The organism is Nocardioides sp. (assembly GCF_036267815.1).
Lineage (GTDB): Bacteria > Actinomycetota > Actinomycetes > Propionibacteriales > Nocardioidaceae > Nocardioides.
Genome location: NZ_DATAVI010000006.1, coordinates 1 through 15,171, shown reverse-complemented (window position 1 = coordinate 15,171; position 15,171 = coordinate 1). Strand labels below are relative to the sequence as shown.

Genomic DNA, 15,171 nt, shown 5'->3' with positions numbered 1-15,171 from the left:
AGCCGGTACCTAGCGCCGGCTGGCGCTGACCCCGGGGAACTGCGGTCCGGGGTAGCGTGCCGCCGCACCGAGCTCCTCCTCGATCTGGAGCAGCCGGTTGTACTTCGCGGTCCGCTCGCCGCGGACCGGCGCACCGGTCTTGATCTGGCCTGCGTTGAGGGCGACCACGAGGTCGGCGATGATCGGGTCCTCGGTCTCCCCCGAGCGCTCCGAGACGCACACGCCGTACCCGTGGCTCGTCGCGATCGCGGCCGCGTCCATGGCCTCCGAGAGCGTCCCGATCTGGTTGACCTTCCACAGCAGCGCGTTGGCCGAGCCCTGCTCGATGCCGCGCAGCAGGCGCTCGGGGTTGGTCACGAAGAGGTCGTCGCCGACGATCTGGATGCCGGACTCGCGGGTGAGGTCGGTGAAGCTGGCGAAGTCGTCCTCGGCGAACGGGTCCTCGATGGTGGTGATGCCGAAGTCGCGGATCAGCTCGAGGTAGAGGCTCAGCAGCTCCTCGGAGGTGAACGGCTTCCCGGCCAGGCGGTAGACGCGCTCGTCCGCGTCGTAGAAGTGCGTGGCCGCGCAGTCCAGGCCGTACTGGAAGCGACCGGTGTACCCGGCCCGCTCGACGCCGACGTGCAGCAGCTCGAGCGCCTCGCGCGGGTCCGACACCGGCGGCACGTAGCCGCCCTCGTCGCCCAGCGCGAGCGCGGCCCGGCCGTAGCGCTCCTCGAGCACCTCCCCGAGGGCGAGGTTGACCTCGGAGCTCTCCGCCAGCGCCTCGCTGAAGGTCGGGGCTCCGGTCGGGATGACGATGAACTCCTGGAACTGGAGCTGGCCGGCGGCGTGCCGACCGCCGTTGATCAGGTTGACCAGGGGCACCGGGAGCAGGTGGCCGTCGGAGTCGAGGTAGCGGTACAGCGGCAGCCCCGTCGATGCTGCCGCGGCCCGCGCCGCCGCCAGCGAGACGCCCAGGAGGGCGTTCGCGCCGAGCGCCGACTTGTCCGGCGTCCCGTCGAGCTCGACCAGGCGACGGTCGAGCACACGCTGGGCATCGGCCTGGAGTCCGTGGACCCCGGGGCCCAGCACGTCGACGACGCTCGCGACGGCCCGGCGTACGCCGTAGCCGCCGTAGCGGGTGCCGCCGTCACGCAGCTCCTTGGCCTCGTGGGCCCCCGTCGAGCGCCCGGACGGCACGTCCGCGCGACCCAGCGAGCCGTCGGCGAGGACGACGTCGACCTGCACGGTCGGCAGGCCGCGACAGTCGAGGACCTCGCGAGCGCGTACCTCCTGGATGGTCCGGCCTCCGGCTGACTGCACGTCGTGCTCCCTGGGTCTCTCGATGGCGTGGCCTGATCGGCCTGACGGCCGTCACGTTATTGTCGGGTTGCTGGATTGTCAACAATCCGTCTCAGCTGAGCAGCTCGGCGACGATCTCCTCGAAGGCCGCCGTGTGGGCGTCCACCTGAGCGGCGTTCGTGGCCGGCGACATCAGCGTCATGTTGTGGAACGGCGTGAGCAGCACGCCCCGGTTGAGCATCGCCAGGTGCAGCGCCGCGTCGAGCTGCTCGTCGCCGGCCGCCTCGGCCTCGGCGCCGTTGCGCGGCGGGTGCGGGCTGAACAGGTACTCCGAGCGACACCCGAGCCGGGTCACGTGCCAGGGCACGTCGTGCCGGTCGATCACCGACTCGATGCCCGCGCACAGCCGGACCGCCAGCTCCTCCATCCGCTCGAAGGCCGGCTCGGTGAGGACCTCCGAGAGCGTCGCCCGCACCGCCGCCATCGACAGCGCGTTGCCGGCGAGGGTGCCGCCGACGCCCCCGACGTCCGCCTCGTGCCAGAACGTGCCGTCCACCACGCGGCCGGCGAGCTCGTCGGTCATCCCGTAGGCAGCCACCGGGACGCCGCCGCCGATGGTCTTCCCGATCGTCAGCAGGTCGGGCTCGAGGCCCTCACGCCGGGTGTACCCGCCGGGACCGGCGCAGATGGTGTGCGTCTCGTCGATGATCAGCAGGGTCCCGGTCTCCCGGGTGATCCGGCGCAGCTCGTGGTGGTAGTCGTCGTCGGGCAGCACGATCCCGATGTTGGTCAGCGCCGGCTCGACCAGCACCGCCGCGACGGTCCCGCCGCGCAGCACCGCCTCGAGCGCGGCGACGTCGTTGATCTCGACCACCCGGGTCGACGACGTCACGTCCAGGGCCGGGCCGACGCTGCCGTGCCGGGGCACGACGTCGCCGTCCGGGCTCAGGGTGGCCAGGGTCTCGTCGACCGAGCCGTGGTAGCACCAGTTGTGCACGACGACCTGGGACCGGCCGGTGACCTGCCTGGCGAGCCGCAGCACGAAGCGGTTGGCGTCCGAGGCCGTCAGCGCGAACTGCCACTGCGACATCCCGAACCGCCGGGCCATCTCCTCGGCGACCCAGAGCGAGGTCTCGGTCGGGAGCATGAACGTCGCCCCCCGCGCCATCTGCTCGGCCACGGCATCGACGACCGCGCGCGGTCCGTGCCCGGCCATCGCGCCGGTGTCGCCGAGGCACAGGTCGACATAGGTGTTGCCGTCGACGTCCTCGACCGTCGCGCCCGCGGCCGAGGCGACGACCACGGGACTCGGGCTCGCCCAGCGCGTCATCCAGTTCATCGGGACGCCGTACAGCATGGAGCCGGCGGCGCGCCGGTGGATCTCGGCCGAGCGCGGATGGGTCTGCACGAACCGCGCGCGCTCGCGCTCCAGCAGCCGCTCCACCCGGCTCGGGTCGATCCCGCGGTCGGACAACGACGTCGACATGGGCATTCCTCCACAAGCGTCGGATTGATAGGTTGTAGACAATCCCACGAACCCGCGGGTCGCCACAACGCCCGCCCTGGACGGGCCGCGTCAGATGTCGGGCTCAGACGTCGATGGTGAGGTGGACCGTCACGAGGTCGCCCAGGGCCAGGCCCTCCGGCTTGCGGACGGCGTCCTTGAGCGGGACGACGTAGCCGCCGTCCTTGGGCCACAGCGAGGTGGTGAAGTCGGTGTCCCCGATCCGGCCGCGGACCGGGATCATGCCCCACCCGTAGGTCACGAACGCCGCGGTCTCGCGGATCTGCTCCACCTCGTCCTCGGGCACCGCCACGAAGTGGTACGGCGCGGGGCCGCGCCACTCGTACACCGGCCCGGAGAAGGCGAGGTCCACGGCGCTGCCCCTTCTGGGTCCGGCGGTGCTCAGCAGGAGTCGGTAAGGTCGGTCGAGTCGTTCGCGGCGTACCCGGTGTGCAACGACCCGATCGAGCCGCCGGTGACCGTGGACGGCGACTTCCGCCGATGGTGGTGAGCCGCGGACGACGGGTGCTCGGAGGCCCGGATCGCCGCGTCGACCTTGCGCCGGATCAGCGCGATGTCGGGATGGGCGGTGTCGACCAGCGGCGGGACCAGCGACAAGGTGGCGACCGGCTGGCCCTTCGCCTTCAGGGCCAGGCCCATGAAGCGGTCGACCTCGGTGGCGGGGATGTCGGTGGAGATCATCTGCGAGGAGGCCTTGGCGATCTTCTCGAACTTGGTCAGCACGGTCTCCGGGCTGACCTGGTGCAGCATGGCGTTCATCACGCACTTCTGCCGGGCCATCCGCGAGTAGTCGTCGGAGCTGTCGCGCGACCGGGCGAACCACAAGGTGTCGAAGCCGTTGAGCTTGCGGACGCCGGGCTTGATGTAGCCCGTGACGTCGGCGCCCAGGCCGCCGACCGGGATCGGCTGCCGGACGTCGAGGGTCACCCCGCCGACCGCGTCGACCAGGTCGCGGAAGCCGGCCAGGTTCACGAACGACCAGTAGCTGACCTTGAGACCGGTGATGCCCTCCGCGGCGGAGATGGTGGCGTCCATGCCCGGGTCCTTGACCCCCTTGAACAGGCTCAGGTGGTCGCCCACCCAGGTGTTCACGCCGTTCAGCTCGCAGCTGGGGTAGCCGCAGTTGAACCCGTGCGGCCAGGCCTTGCGCATGACCGAGCCCTTGGCGAAGGGGAAGTCGGTCATGTTGCGCGGAAGCCCGATCAGCACGGTCTTGCCGGTGCTCGCATCGATGCTGGCGATCGTCATCGAGTCGGTGCGCAGCCCCCAGCGCCCGGCACCGGAGTCGCCGCCGACGAGCAGGACGTTGTAGCGACCGTCGTGCGTGCCGTGCACGGTGTCGCCGGAGAACGTCGTGAGGATGAAGCTGCGCTGCACGCCGACCAGGTGCGCGCCGAAGAGCAGGGTGCCGGCGACGGAGAAGCACAGCACGCCGTTGAGCCCGACGACCGTACGGCGGTGCCCCAGTGAGAGCGAGAGCGGCTGACCGATCCGCCAGGCGTCGAGGAACAGCAGGGCCCAGCCGACGGCGAGCACCATCAGCGCCAGCCGGATCGCGCCCAGCGCCCGCGGGTCGGAGACGAACCAGAACGCGTACTCGTGGTCGAGCGCCGCGAGCACGGCGCCGACGACCGCGGCCACGATCAGGGCCACCCAGATCCGGGTCGCGACCCGACCGACGCGCCGGTTGCCGGCGACCAGCTGGGCCGACCCGGGGAGGACCAGGGTCATCACCATGAGCATCAGGGCCCGGCGGTAGCGCACGCGCGCAGCCCGGTCGTCGGCCGTGGCCCGCATCGTGGCCCATGCCGTCTCCGGCATCGTGGGGAGCTGCCCCATGGGCATGACTTTCTGTGCTGGGGAAGTAGCCCCGCCAGTATCACCAGCCTCACCCGCAACACCGTGGACCGACGCGCCGAATCGGGGGCATTCCCATCCGGCCGGTAGCCTCGCGAGCATGTCCGACGACTGGCTGTACGGCGGCGCGCCCCGTGGCCAGGGCGGCGACCGGCCCGACCAGGTGCGCCCGGACAGCTCGGATCCCGATGCCACGCGACCGGTGCCGCGGTCCGCCAACCCCGACGAGACGCGGGTGATGCCCACCGTCCCCCGTCCCGGCGGCTCCTCGGCCCCGCCGCCTCCTCCGTCGGCCCGCTCTCCTCGCCCGACGCCGCCTCCCCCGTCGCGACCGACTCCGCCCGGCGGCTCCTCGAGCGGGCCCGGCCGCACGTTCGGCCGGTTCCGGCGACCTCGCCTCAAGCTGCGCTACCTCTGGCTGATCGTCGTCCTGTGGCTGGTCTACCTGGTGGCGGTGCCGTTCTTCGCCTGGTCGAAGGCCGACAAGATCGACGCCTTCCCGTCGGGTCACCGCCCGGCCGACCAGCCCGGCACCAACTACCTGCTCGTGGGCAGCGACTCGCGTGCCGGCCTGAGCGCCGCCCAGCGCAAGAAGCTGCACACCGGCGACGCGTCCGGTCAGCGCACCGACACGATCGTGGTGATCCACACCGGCAGCGGACCGACGCTGACGATGTCGATCCCGCGCGACTCGCTGGTCCCGATCCCGGGCCACGGCACGACCAAGATCAACGCCGCCTTCGCCTACGGCGGCCCGAAGCTGCTCATCCAGACGATCGAGCAGGACACCGGGATCCACATCGACCACTACGTCGAGATCGGCCTGGGCGGGTTCGTCAACATCGTCGACTCCGTCGGCGGGATCACCATCTGCCCGTCGCACACCATGAACGACAAGCTCGCCAACCTGCACGTGAAGAAGGGCTGCCAGCACGCCGGTGGCACCGTGGCCCTGGCCTACGCCCGCTCGCGGCACGCCGACCCGAAGCTCGGCGACATCGCCCGCGGTGGGCAGCAGCGCGAGGTGATGAAGGCGGTCGGGCACAAGGCGCTGTCGCCCTGGACCGTCCTGAACCCCTTCCGCTACTGGAACCTGTGGACCTCCGCCACCGACAACCTCACGGTCGACAAGGACATGAGCGCCGTCGCCATGGGCCACTTCGGCTGGGCGATGACCCACTCGAAGCTCACCTGCCCGGTCCCGATCAGCAACCTGGCCGTCACCTGGGACCCCACCCGGTCCAAGCAGATGTTCCACGACATCATCACCGACCACACCGCAGCGATCGGCAAGGGCCTGTGCACCACCTCGGGTCTCCCCCACTCCTAGCCGGAGGTCCTGGGGGCGGCGGAGGTCCTCGGGAAGTGCTGCTCACTGGCGCCGTCGCGAGCGTCGCGACGCGTGTGCGATGGCAAGACGCGGCCGCGCCGGCATGCCGGGCGCACGTCGAGCGGCTGCAACGCAGCCAGCGTGCGCGCATCGCGGCGCGCAGCAGGCGGGACTGACCGGCGCTTGCTAGGGGGCGGCGGTACGGCGGTCCTCGATCCGCCGGGCCTTGCCAGTCGAGCGCTCGAGGGCGTGGGGCGCCACGACCTCCACGCGCGCGGTGACGCCGACCCGGCTCTTGATCCGCCTCGCCAGCTCCGCGCCCAGCCCCGACCCGGCGCCGCCCTCGGTCACCGACTCGACGCGGACCGTGAGCTCGTCGAGGTTGCCGGGCCGGGTGAGCACGCAGGTGTAGTGGGGCGCCAGCCCCTCGACGTCCAGGATCTGCTCCTCGATCTGCGTGGGGAAGACGTTCACCCCGCGCACGATCATCATGTCGTCGGTGCGCCCGGTGACCTTGGCCATCCGCCGGAACGCCGGGAACGCCGTGCCCGGCAGCAGGCGGGTGAGGTCGCGGGTGCGGTACCTCACGACCGGCATCGCCTCCTTGGTCAGGCTGGTGAGGACCAGCTCGCCGACCTCGCCGGCCGCGACCGGCTCCAGGGTCAGCGGGTCGACGATCTCGGGCAGGAAGTGGTCCTCCCAGACGTGCAGCCCGTCCTGGGTCTCGCCGGACTCCTGGCTGACACCGGGACCCATCACCTCCGAGAGCCCGTAGATGTCGACGGCCCGCAGGTTGCTGCGGGCCTCGACCGCACTGCGCATCTCGTCGGTCCAGGGCTCGGCCCCGAAGATGCCGACCTCCAGGCTCGTGCTCCTCGGGTCGACGTCCTGCGCCTCGAGCTCGTCGAGGATCGCCAGGAAGTACGACGGGGTCACCATGATCACCCGCGGCCGGAAGTCCAGGATCAGCTGGACCTGGCGCTCGGTCATCCCGCCGCTGACCGGAACCACCGTGCAGCCCAGGCGCTCGGCGCCGTAGTGGGCGCCCAGCCCCCCGGTGAACAGGCCATAGCCGTAGGCGACGTGCACGAGGTCGCCCGGCCGTCCGCCGGCGGCCCTGATCGAGCGCGCCATCAGCTCGGCCCAGGTGTCGAGGTCGGCGCGGGTGTACCCCACGACCGTGGGCCGGCCCGTTGTGCCGCTGCTGGCGTGGACCCGGCTCACCTGCTCCCGCGGCACGGCGAACATCCCGAAGGGATAGTTCGCGCGCAGGTCGGCCTTGGTCGTGAAGGGGAAGCGCGCGAGGTCCGCCAACGACGCGAGGTCGTCGGGGTGGACCCCGGCCCCGTCGAAGGCGCGGGTGTAGTGCGGGACCTGGGCGTACGCGCGGTGCAGCGTGTCCCGCAGCCGCTCGAGCTGGAGGGCCTCGAGCCCAGCCCTGTCGTAGGTGGGGATCTCGCCGCTCATGTGGCCGAATCTAGGCCGTGTGCCTCCAGCACCGCAGGCACCTAGCTCCCGAGCCGACCGCGCAGCCCTTCCTCAGGCCGTACCAGCCGCCGACCGGGATGTCCTGCGAGCGTCCCCACGCCTCGACCGTGTCGGGCAGGTCGTCGATGCAGGGCAAGCGGTGGCGCAGCCGGGTGCGGCCGGACGAGCTCGGGGAGGGCGGAGACCGCGGGCACGACGGCCGGGGCACCGCGACGTGCCGGATGCGGGCGGTCTCGAGCGCCTTGCTCTACCCCTGATGGTCGGGGTCGAACAGGACGCCGCCGATCTCCTTGCTCCGCCCCACGAAGACGGCGACGACCTCCTCGCCGACCGTGACCAGCACGTCGTACACGCCGTCGCGGCCGGAGCGCCCGCGCTCGGTCGCGGTGGCGACCAGGCGGTCACCGAGGCGGGTGGGTCGCCGGAACCTGATGTCGGCACCGGCCGCGACCGTGGCCCGGTTGTAGGAGTTGCACGCGAAGGCGAACGCGCTGTCGGCCAGCATGAAGGTGTAGCCGCCGTGGCCGATGGCGTGCCCGTTGACCATGTCGGGCCGCAGCGTCATCGACAGGGTCGCGCTCCCGGGCCCGACCTCGTCCAGGCTCATCTGGAGTCCGCGGCTCGCCTGGTCACCGGCCCACATCGCCTCGGCACTGCGTCGGGCCGTCTCCTGTGGCGTCACGGCCACAACCCTAGAGAGGCGCACGGGAGAGGCCTGGTCACCGGCGGAGAACAAGGGGGCGCGTGAGCCTCAGGTCGTGGCCCCGAGGTCGTCGCGCAGCCGGGCGAGCAGCGCGGAGAGCAGGCGTGAGACCTGCATCTGCGTGACGCCCAGCACGGCCCCGATCTCGGACTGTGTCGCCCCCTTGAAGAAGCGCATCTCCAGCATGATCCGCTCGCGACGGTCCAGCTGGGCCAGCAGCGGCTTGAGCGCGACCCGGGCCTCGGCACTGTCGAACGACGGGTCGTCGTCGCCGAGCCGGTCGCCGATGCCCCCCTCGCCCTCGACCGTGGGCGCGTCCAGGGAGGTCGGGGAGAAGCAGCCGTTGGCCCCCAGCGCCTCGACGACCAGGTCGAGGTCGAGCTCCAGCCGGTCCGCGATCTCGCTGGGGCGCGGAGAGCGACCGAGCTCTTGGCACAGGTCCGACTCGACGGCGGTGATCCTGGCCTGGGCCTGCTGCACGGTGCGCGGCGGGCGCACGGTCCAGCCGTGGTCGCGGAAGTACCGGCGGACCTCCCCGCGGATCGTCGGGACGGCGTAGCTCAGGAAGTCGGTGGCCCGGTCCGGGTCGAAGCCGCGGGCGGCCTTGACCAGGCCCAGGTAGGCCACCTGCTCGAGGTCGTCGGTCGCGATTCCGCGAGCGCGATAGCGACGGGCGACGTCGACCGCGATCTGCATGTTGACCTCGACCAGGCGATCCTCGAGAGCCACGCGCTCGGCCTCGGTCGCGTCGGCGGCCAGGGCGAGCAGGGTCCTGGTCGCCTCGCGACGAGGCAGGTGGGTGACGTCGGGGACCTGGGTGCGGTGAGTCAGTGCTTCAGCACTCTGGGCTGCCACGGAGAAACGCCCCTTTCCGAGGGGAGCGGGTATCTGGCGGTGGCAGGTGGGTTCGACCACGTACCTCTGGTCTACACCTGGCGCTCACCCCTGTGGCACACCCCTAGGGAGGTGCGGGATCCCCCCCTGTCAGATCGTCTGACATTCCGACCACGGCCCACGGGCGGGGCCGACACCGGGCGTCGTCGTCTCAGGCGGTCGCGGCTGCCACGGAGTCGCCGTCCACGTCCTCGGCGGTGAGCGGCGTGGCGATCTCCTCCAGCGACCGACCCTCGGCGCGCACACCGAGGAACGCCTCGACCACGCCGCCGCCGACCATCAGCGCGGCCCCGATGAAGTAGCCCAGCGCGATCGTGGTGATGTCCTTGTCGGCGGACGCGTTGTCGAGCAGCTTGCCGAACAGCAGGGGTCCGGTGATGCCGCCCAGCGCGGTTCCGATCGCATAGAAGAAGGCGATGCACAGGGCCCGGGTCTCCATCGGGAACACCTCGCTCGCCGTGAGGTACGCCGCGCTCGCGCCGGCCGAGGCGAAGAAGAAGACGATCGCGCCCATCAAGGTCAGGGTCGTCGCGTCGAGCCTGCCGAGCACGACTCCGGTGACTCCCAGGAGCACCCCGGAGACGACGTAGGTGCCGGTGATCATCCGAACGCGTCCCACCCGGTCGAAGAGCGGGCTGAGCACGAGGGCGCCGACGAAGTTGCTGACCGCGAAGACCGCCAGGTAGTAGCCCGTCCGGCTGACGTCGAAGAACGTGCTGAGGGTGTCGCCGTAGGTGAAGAAGAACGCGTTGTAGAGGAACGCCTGTCCCGTGAACAGCGAGAGGCACAGCACCGTGCGCTTCGGATACATCGTGAACACGGTCCGGGCGATCAGGGTCATCGAGATGGTGCGGCGCTGCCGGACGGTGATCTCGTCGTCGACCTCGGGCAGGTCCTCCCCGATCTCGGCCGCGACAGTCCTCTCGATCCTGCGCACGACGTCCTCGCCGTCCTTCGCGCGACCGTGGATGAACAGCCAGCGTGGGCTCTCGGGCACGTTGCGTCGGACGAACAGCACCCCGAGAGCGAGCACCGCACCCAGCCCGAACGCCAGCCGCCAGCCGTACGACGGGTCGACGACCGTCGGGTCCAGCAGCGGGATCGTCAACAGCGAGCCGCCGGCCGCGCCGACCCAGAAGGACCCGTTGATCGCGACGTCGACGCGGCCTCGGTACTTCGCGGGGATGAGCTCGTCGATCGCGGAGTTGATGGCGGCGTACTCGCCACCGATGCCCGTGCCGGTCAGGAACCGGCAGGCGAAGTACCACGCCGGGTTCATCGACACGGCGGTGAGCACGGTGCCGACCAGGTAGACGCCGAGGGTGACCATGAACAGCCGCTTGCGGCCGAACCGGTCGGTGAGCTGGCCGAAGAAGAGCGCGCCCAGGCAGGAGCCGGCGACGTAGACGGCGCCGGCGAAGCCGACCCCCCAGCTGCTGAGGCCGATGCCGGTGCTGTGCGGGCGGAGCGCGTCGCTCATCGAGCCGACGATGGTGACCTCGAGCCCGTCGAGGATCCAGACCGTGCCGAGGCCGACGACGATCATCCAGTGCCAGCGCGCCCATGGCAGCCGGTCGAGCCGGGCCGGGATGTCGGTGGTGATCCGTCCGGTCTCGACGCCGCCTGCCATGGGTCCCTCCGCTCCGTTCGTCGCGGGACGTCGTACCCGCACGCGCGGGACCCCATGCCCGAAGGGCGCCCCTACCCTGGTGGGATGAGTACCCGCTCTGCCCGCGCGACGTACTTCTGGCTGATGGGCACGTGCGTCCTGCTGATCGTCCTGGCGTGGAACGTCGTGCGCTTCTGGTCGATCCCGGTCGCCGTGGGCATGAGCGTCGTCGCCGCGGTCATCCCGCCGGTGGCGGCGATCCTCGCCGGACGCGGACGCGGCGGCGGCTGAGCTCGCCCGGGCCCTGTCGGGCTTCCTGCTTCATGTGACGCGGCGACGCGGGCGCGGTAAATTCTCAAGCCAGGTTCAACGACGTATCAGGGCCGCTCGGGTTGGCCTCCTCAAGGGGTGTGATGGCCACGCACGGCGCGCAGGGGGGTCCCACGTCCTCCGCGCTGTACGACGCCGCGACGGACGCCTTCCGTCGCTGGCGCTGCGGCGAGGACGCCGCCCTGGACGAGCTGGTGCGGCTGATGAGCCCCGTCCTGTGGCACGTCGTCCGCGCCACCGGCCTCGACCGGGAAGCGGCCGAGGACGTCGTGCAGAACACCTGGCTCACGCTGGTCCGCTCGGCCGACTCGGTGCGCGACGCCCAGGCGATCACCCGCTGGCTGTGCACGGCCGCGCGCCGCGAGGCCTGGCGCGTGAGCAAGGCCTCGACCCGGACCCGTCCCGTCGACGACGACGTGCTGGCGGCCCGGATGCCCGAGGAGTCCTCACCGGAGGCCGAGGTCGTCGAGAGCGACGAGAGGGCCGCGCTCTGGCGGGCCCTGTCCCGACTTCCCGAACGCTGCCAACGGCTCCTGCGAATCGTGGCCTGGGAGCCGCGGCCCGACTACTCGTCGGTGGCCGACACCCTCGAGATGCCGATCGGCAGCATCGGACCGACCCGGCGCCGCTGCCTGGACAAGCTCCGCGTCGAGCTCGGAGAGCTGTCGTGAACAGCACCGACGACGAGCTCCTCCAGTCGGTCGCCGAGCTCTACGGCTACCTCGACCCGGCTCCCGACGACCTCGCCGACGGCGTGCTGGCCCGGCTCGCGGTGCAGGACCTGGAGTCGGAGTTCGAGCTGTTCACGCTCGTGCAGCCCGTCGACGTCGGCGCCGGCACCCGCCAGGGCGACGAGCCCGAGACCAGCGCCACCGTGGCGCTGGAGTTCGCCGGGTCGACGTACCGCGTGCTGGTGCGGATCGGCGACAGCGACGACGGAGGCCGTCGGCTCGACGGCTGGGTCGTCCCGGCGCTGCCGCTGCGGATCTTCCTGGGGCCTCCTGGCGACGAGCTGGCCCACACCCGGCAGAGCGCGTACGCCGACCGCGAGGGGCGCTTCGAGTTCCCCGACGCCGTGACCGGCGAGGTCCGCCTGTGGCTGCTGCCGCAGGGACAGAACGACGAGCCGGCGGCCCCGCCGTTCGTCACTCCGCCCTTCCTGGTCTGAGGCGCGACCGGTCCGCCTCGCGGTGTATCAGGACGCGGCGATCCGGCTCTTGAACCACCGAGGGACGGGGTCGCTGATTCGGGGGGACAGCGGGTCCGACCCCCGAGAGAGAGCGCCGTCGGTCCGAGGATCGTCGTCCGGCCGGCGCCGGGTCGGGTCGCGGAGCTTCTGGGGGGACGCCCCGCGACCCGGCCCCCACTCAGGTCTCGGCCCGGCCCGCCTCGATGAGGCGTCGGACGGGAGGCGCCCACCAGCCGGCGTACCGGCGCTGGAGCTGCGGGATCTGCCAGTCGCCGCCCTCGACCATCTGGCGGCAGCGGTAGCTCGGGCAGTGGCAGCGCAGGTACCAGCCCGGCTCGCTGATCGACATCGCATAGTCGGCGACCAGCTCCGTGCCCGCCGCGACCTCGCCCATCGTGGCCAGTGCGCGATCGTCGGCCCAGCCGAGCACGGCGTCACAGCCGTGGTTGGGGAAGCCCGCTCCCAGGAGGTCGACGCGACCACCCGCCACCGTCGCCCGGGCGAGTCTGAGCACGACCGTCGCGCCCGCGAGGTCCCGGACGGCGAACAGCCCGCGCCCGGCGATCGCGGACGGTCGCGTCTCCACGTCGCGGTGGCGCCAGCCGTCGGCCCCCGGGCCTGGCCCGGCCGCGGGCTCAGGCACCGGCGAGACACTCCGCGAGTGCGTCCAGCAAGCGGTCGACGTCGTCGTCGTCGGTGTACGGCGCGAGGCCGATGCGCAGCCCGCCCACGTCGCCCAGGCCCAGCCGGCGGGCGCCCTCGTAGGCGTAGAACGTCCCGGCCGGGGCATTGACGTTGTGTGCCGCCAGGGCGCGACGAACGTCGTGGGGGTCACGGCCGGCGAACGTCGCCAGCAGGGTCGGCGTACGCCGGGCCGCCCGCGCGTGGAGGGTCACGCCGGGCAGGGCCTCCAGTGCCTGCTCGACCCGCGCGCGGAGGCGGTCCTCGTGCTCCTCCAGGGCGGCGTACGACGCGAGGACGCGCTCGCGGCGGGTGCCCTCGCCCGGGACCAGGCCGGCCAGGAAGTCGACGGCCGCGGCGGTGCCGGCCAGGAGCTCGTAGGCCGGGGTGCCGAGCTCGAAGCGTTCGGGCACCCGGTCGCTGGCCGGCACCAGCTTGTCCGGCCGCAGCCCCTCCAGGACCTCCGGGCGTCCGGCGAGGACACCGCAGTGCGGTCCGAGGAACTTGTAGGGCGAGCAGACGTAGGTGTCCGCGCCGAGGGCGGCGACGTCGACCGCCACGTGGGCGGTGTAGTGGACGCCGTCGACGTGCAGGAGGGCACCGGCGTCGTGGACCGCCGCGGCGATCGCCTCGATGGGCGGCCGGGTGCCGATCAGGTTGGACGCGGCGGTGACCGCGACCAGGCGGGTGCGATCGCTCAGCACGTCCGCGACGTCGTCGAGCTCACCGGTCGCGGGGTCGAAGTCGAGCCAGCGCACCGTCGCCCCGGCGCGCTCGGCAGCGATGGTCCAGGAGCGGACGTTGGAGTCGTGGTCGAGCCTGGTCACCACGACCTCGTCCCCAGGTCCCCAGCTCCGGGCCATGGTGCGCGCGAGGTCCATCGTCAACGCCGTCATCGAGCGGCCGAACACGACGGCGCCGGGGTCGGCGCCGAGCAGGTCGGCCATCGCCTCGCGGCCCGCGGTGACGGCCTGCCCGGCGTTGCGCTCCGCCGGGGTGACGACGTCGTCGTTGGCCAGCGGACCGACCAGCACGTCGTACACCGCGCGGGCGACGACCTCCGGCGTCTGCGTCCCGCCCGGTCCGTCGAAGTGCGCCGCGCCGAGCCCCGCGCCCGGTGCGAGCTGCGGGAAGTGGGAGCGGACGCGGGCGACGTCGTAGGCGCCTCGGGTGTGGGTGTGGGTGTGGGTGCGGGTCACCGGGCCATTGTGCGACCACGTGGGCCGGGTCGCCGGATCCGGGCCTCTCCCGCGCTGGAGGTGGAGGACGCGCCCCCGGTTCCTCCGTCGCGCCGTACCCAGGTGGGGGATGTCGGCGGCAATGCCGGGGAAATGACCGTCATGGTGGGGAGCGTGATGTAAGGTGAACACGAGGTTAACGAAAGCGAACCTCAGGTGAACGAAGAATGAACGGCAAGGAGATGCCCATGCGAGCCGAAGAGCGGCCGACCCTGGTCCAGCGATGGATCGTCGTGACCGACGCCGACGGCGCGGAGCACCTCGAGGCCCGCTGGGAGGTCGAGGGCGAGGCCCGCAAGCCGGCCGCCCACGCCGCCTGACCTGCGGCTCCGGAGCTTGCGCCCGGCTGTCGGCCCGGACCCGATGTCGCCGATGGCCCCGATGTCCCCCGGTGTCAGAGCTCGGACTGCACCCCGGCGAGGAGCTGGCGGGCCATCACGATCCGCTGCACCTGGTTGGTGCCCTCGTAGATCTGGGTGATCTTGGCGTCGCGCATCATCCGCTCGACCGGATAGTCGCGGGTGTAGCCGTATCCGCCGAGCACCTGCACGGCGTTCGTGTGACCTCCATCGCGACGTCCGAGGCGAAGCACTTCGCCGCCGCGCCGAAGAAGGTGAGGTCGGCGTCGCCGCGCTCGGACCGCCCGGCCGCGGCATAGGTGAGCTGTCGCGCCGCCTCGACCTTCATCCCCATGTCGGCCAACAGGAACTGCAGGCCCTGGAACTCAGCGATCGGGTGACCGAACTGCTGGCGCCCCTGGGCGTAGCCGAGCGCGAAGTCCAGCGCACCCTGGGCCACCCCGACCGCCTGGGCGGCGATCGTGACCCGGGTGTGGTCGAGGGTCCGCATCGCGGTCTCGAACCCGGTGCCTTCGCCGCCGATGATCCGGTCAACGGGGATGCGGACGTTGTCGAGGTAGACCTCCTTGGTCGGAGACCCCTTGATGCCCAGCTTCTTCTCGGGCGCACCGAACGAGACGCCCTCATCGGACTTCTCGACCACGAACGCCGAGATGCCGCGGGTGCGCGAGTCAGGGTCGGTGA

The 15,171-nt window shown here is 71.8% G+C and carries 16 protein-coding genes and 1 pseudogene; 5 read left to right on the top strand and 12 right to left on the bottom strand.

Features of this window, described 5'->3' with window-relative positions; genetic code table 11:
• Positions 1–9: 9 nt before the first annotated feature.
• From eno to VHW64_RS00810, 4 genes are all read right to left on the bottom strand, one after another.
• Complete coding sequence (gene eno, locus VHW64_RS00825) at positions 10–1,305, bottom strand: phosphopyruvate hydratase (protein ID WP_329648598.1); 1,296 nt, start codon at positions 1,303–1,305, stop codon at positions 10–12.
• 91 nt (positions 1,306–1,396) lie between these two features.
• Positions 1,397–2,770, bottom strand: coding sequence for an aspartate aminotransferase family protein (locus tag VHW64_RS00820; RefSeq protein ID WP_329648597.1), 1,374 nt, complete (start codon positions 2,768–2,770; stop codon positions 1,397–1,399).
• Positions 2,771–2,873: 103 nt separating this feature from the next.
• Positions 2,874–3,161, bottom strand: coding sequence for a DUF1905 domain-containing protein (locus VHW64_RS00815; protein WP_329648596.1), 288 nt, complete (start codon positions 3,159–3,161; stop codon positions 2,874–2,876).
• A 29-nt stretch (positions 3,162–3,190) separates the two neighbouring features.
• Positions 3,191–4,648, bottom strand: a complete 1,458-nt coding sequence (locus VHW64_RS00810; RefSeq protein ID WP_329648595.1) for an LCP family protein — start codon at positions 4,646–4,648, stop codon at positions 3,191–3,193.
• A gap of 118 nt (positions 4,649–4,766) precedes the next feature.
• Between VHW64_RS00810 and VHW64_RS00805 the strand changes: the two genes are divergently transcribed.
• On the top strand, positions 4,767–5,996 hold the full coding sequence (locus tag VHW64_RS00805; protein WP_329648594.1) for an LCP family protein: 1,230 nt from the start codon (positions 4,767–4,769) through the stop codon (positions 5,994–5,996).
• 186 nt (positions 5,997–6,182) lie between these two features.
• Here the strand turns inward: VHW64_RS00805 and paaK are convergent, their stop codons facing one another.
• From paaK to VHW64_RS00780, 5 genes are all read right to left on the bottom strand, one after another.
• Positions 6,183–7,463 (bottom strand): phenylacetate--CoA ligase PaaK, encoded by a 1,281-nt coding sequence (paaK, locus tag VHW64_RS00800; protein ID WP_329648593.1) that lies wholly within the window; start codon positions 7,461–7,463, stop codon positions 6,183–6,185.
• A gap of 10 nt (positions 7,464–7,473) precedes the next feature.
• The gene (locus VHW64_RS00795; protein WP_329648592.1) at positions 7,474–7,692 is read right to left on the bottom strand and encodes a DUF6855 family protein; all 219 of its coding nucleotides are present in this window, start codon (positions 7,690–7,692) and stop codon (positions 7,474–7,476) included.
• Between the two features lie 39 nt (positions 7,693–7,731).
• On the bottom strand, positions 7,732–8,166 hold the full coding sequence (paaI, locus tag VHW64_RS00790) for a hydroxyphenylacetyl-CoA thioesterase PaaI (protein ID WP_329648591.1): 435 nt from the start codon (positions 8,164–8,166) through the stop codon (positions 7,732–7,734).
• Between the two features lie 69 nt (positions 8,167–8,235).
• A complete protein-coding gene (locus tag VHW64_RS00785) occupies positions 8,236–9,042 on the bottom strand; it encodes a SigB/SigF/SigG family RNA polymerase sigma factor (RefSeq protein WP_329648590.1) in 807 nt (268 codons plus the stop codon).
• A 190-nt stretch (positions 9,043–9,232) separates the two neighbouring features.
• Positions 9,233–10,711, bottom strand: coding sequence for an MFS transporter (locus tag VHW64_RS00780; RefSeq protein WP_329648589.1), 1,479 nt, complete (start codon positions 10,709–10,711; stop codon positions 9,233–9,235).
• A gap of 84 nt (positions 10,712–10,795) precedes the next feature.
• Between VHW64_RS00780 and VHW64_RS00775 the strand changes: the two genes are divergently transcribed.
• The 3 genes from VHW64_RS00775 (at position 10,796) to VHW64_RS00765 (ending at position 12,188) form a co-directional block, all read left to right on the top strand.
• Entirely contained in the window at positions 10,796–10,981 is a 186-nt protein-coding gene (locus tag VHW64_RS00775; RefSeq protein ID WP_329648588.1) for a hypothetical protein, read from the top strand.
• Between the two features lie 122 nt (positions 10,982–11,103).
• Positions 11,104–11,691, top strand: coding sequence for a sigma-70 family RNA polymerase sigma factor (locus VHW64_RS00770; protein WP_329648587.1), 588 nt, complete (start codon positions 11,104–11,106; stop codon positions 11,689–11,691).
• Positions 11,688–12,188, top strand: coding sequence for a hypothetical protein (locus VHW64_RS00765; protein WP_329648586.1), 501 nt, complete (start codon positions 11,688–11,690; stop codon positions 12,186–12,188). Before VHW64_RS00770 ends, VHW64_RS00765 begins: the two co-directional genes overlap by 4 nt.
• Positions 12,189–12,387: 199 nt before the next feature.
• Here the strand turns inward: VHW64_RS00765 and VHW64_RS00760 are convergent, their stop codons facing one another.
• Together VHW64_RS00760 and VHW64_RS00755 are read right to left on the bottom strand one after the other, a co-directional pair.
• The gene (locus VHW64_RS00760) at positions 12,388–12,852 is read right to left on the bottom strand and encodes a hypothetical protein (protein WP_329648585.1); all 465 of its coding nucleotides are present in this window, start codon (positions 12,850–12,852) and stop codon (positions 12,388–12,390) included.
• Positions 12,845–14,089, bottom strand: a complete 1,245-nt coding sequence (locus VHW64_RS00755) for a cysteine desulfurase-like protein (protein WP_329648584.1) — start codon at positions 14,087–14,089, stop codon at positions 12,845–12,847. The genes VHW64_RS00760 and VHW64_RS00755 overlap by 8 nt, the downstream gene beginning before the upstream one ends.
• A 227-nt stretch (positions 14,090–14,316) precedes the next feature.
• Between VHW64_RS00755 and VHW64_RS00750 the strand changes: the two genes are divergently transcribed.
• The gene (locus VHW64_RS00750; RefSeq protein ID WP_329648583.1) at positions 14,317–14,448 is read left to right on the top strand and encodes a hypothetical protein; all 132 of its coding nucleotides are present in this window, start codon (positions 14,317–14,319) and stop codon (positions 14,446–14,448) included.
• Between the two features lie 74 nt (positions 14,449–14,522).
• Here the strand turns inward: VHW64_RS00750 and VHW64_RS00745 are convergent.
• Positions 14,523–15,171: pseudogene (locus VHW64_RS00745) on the bottom strand (acyl-CoA dehydrogenase family protein); the annotation flags it as partial.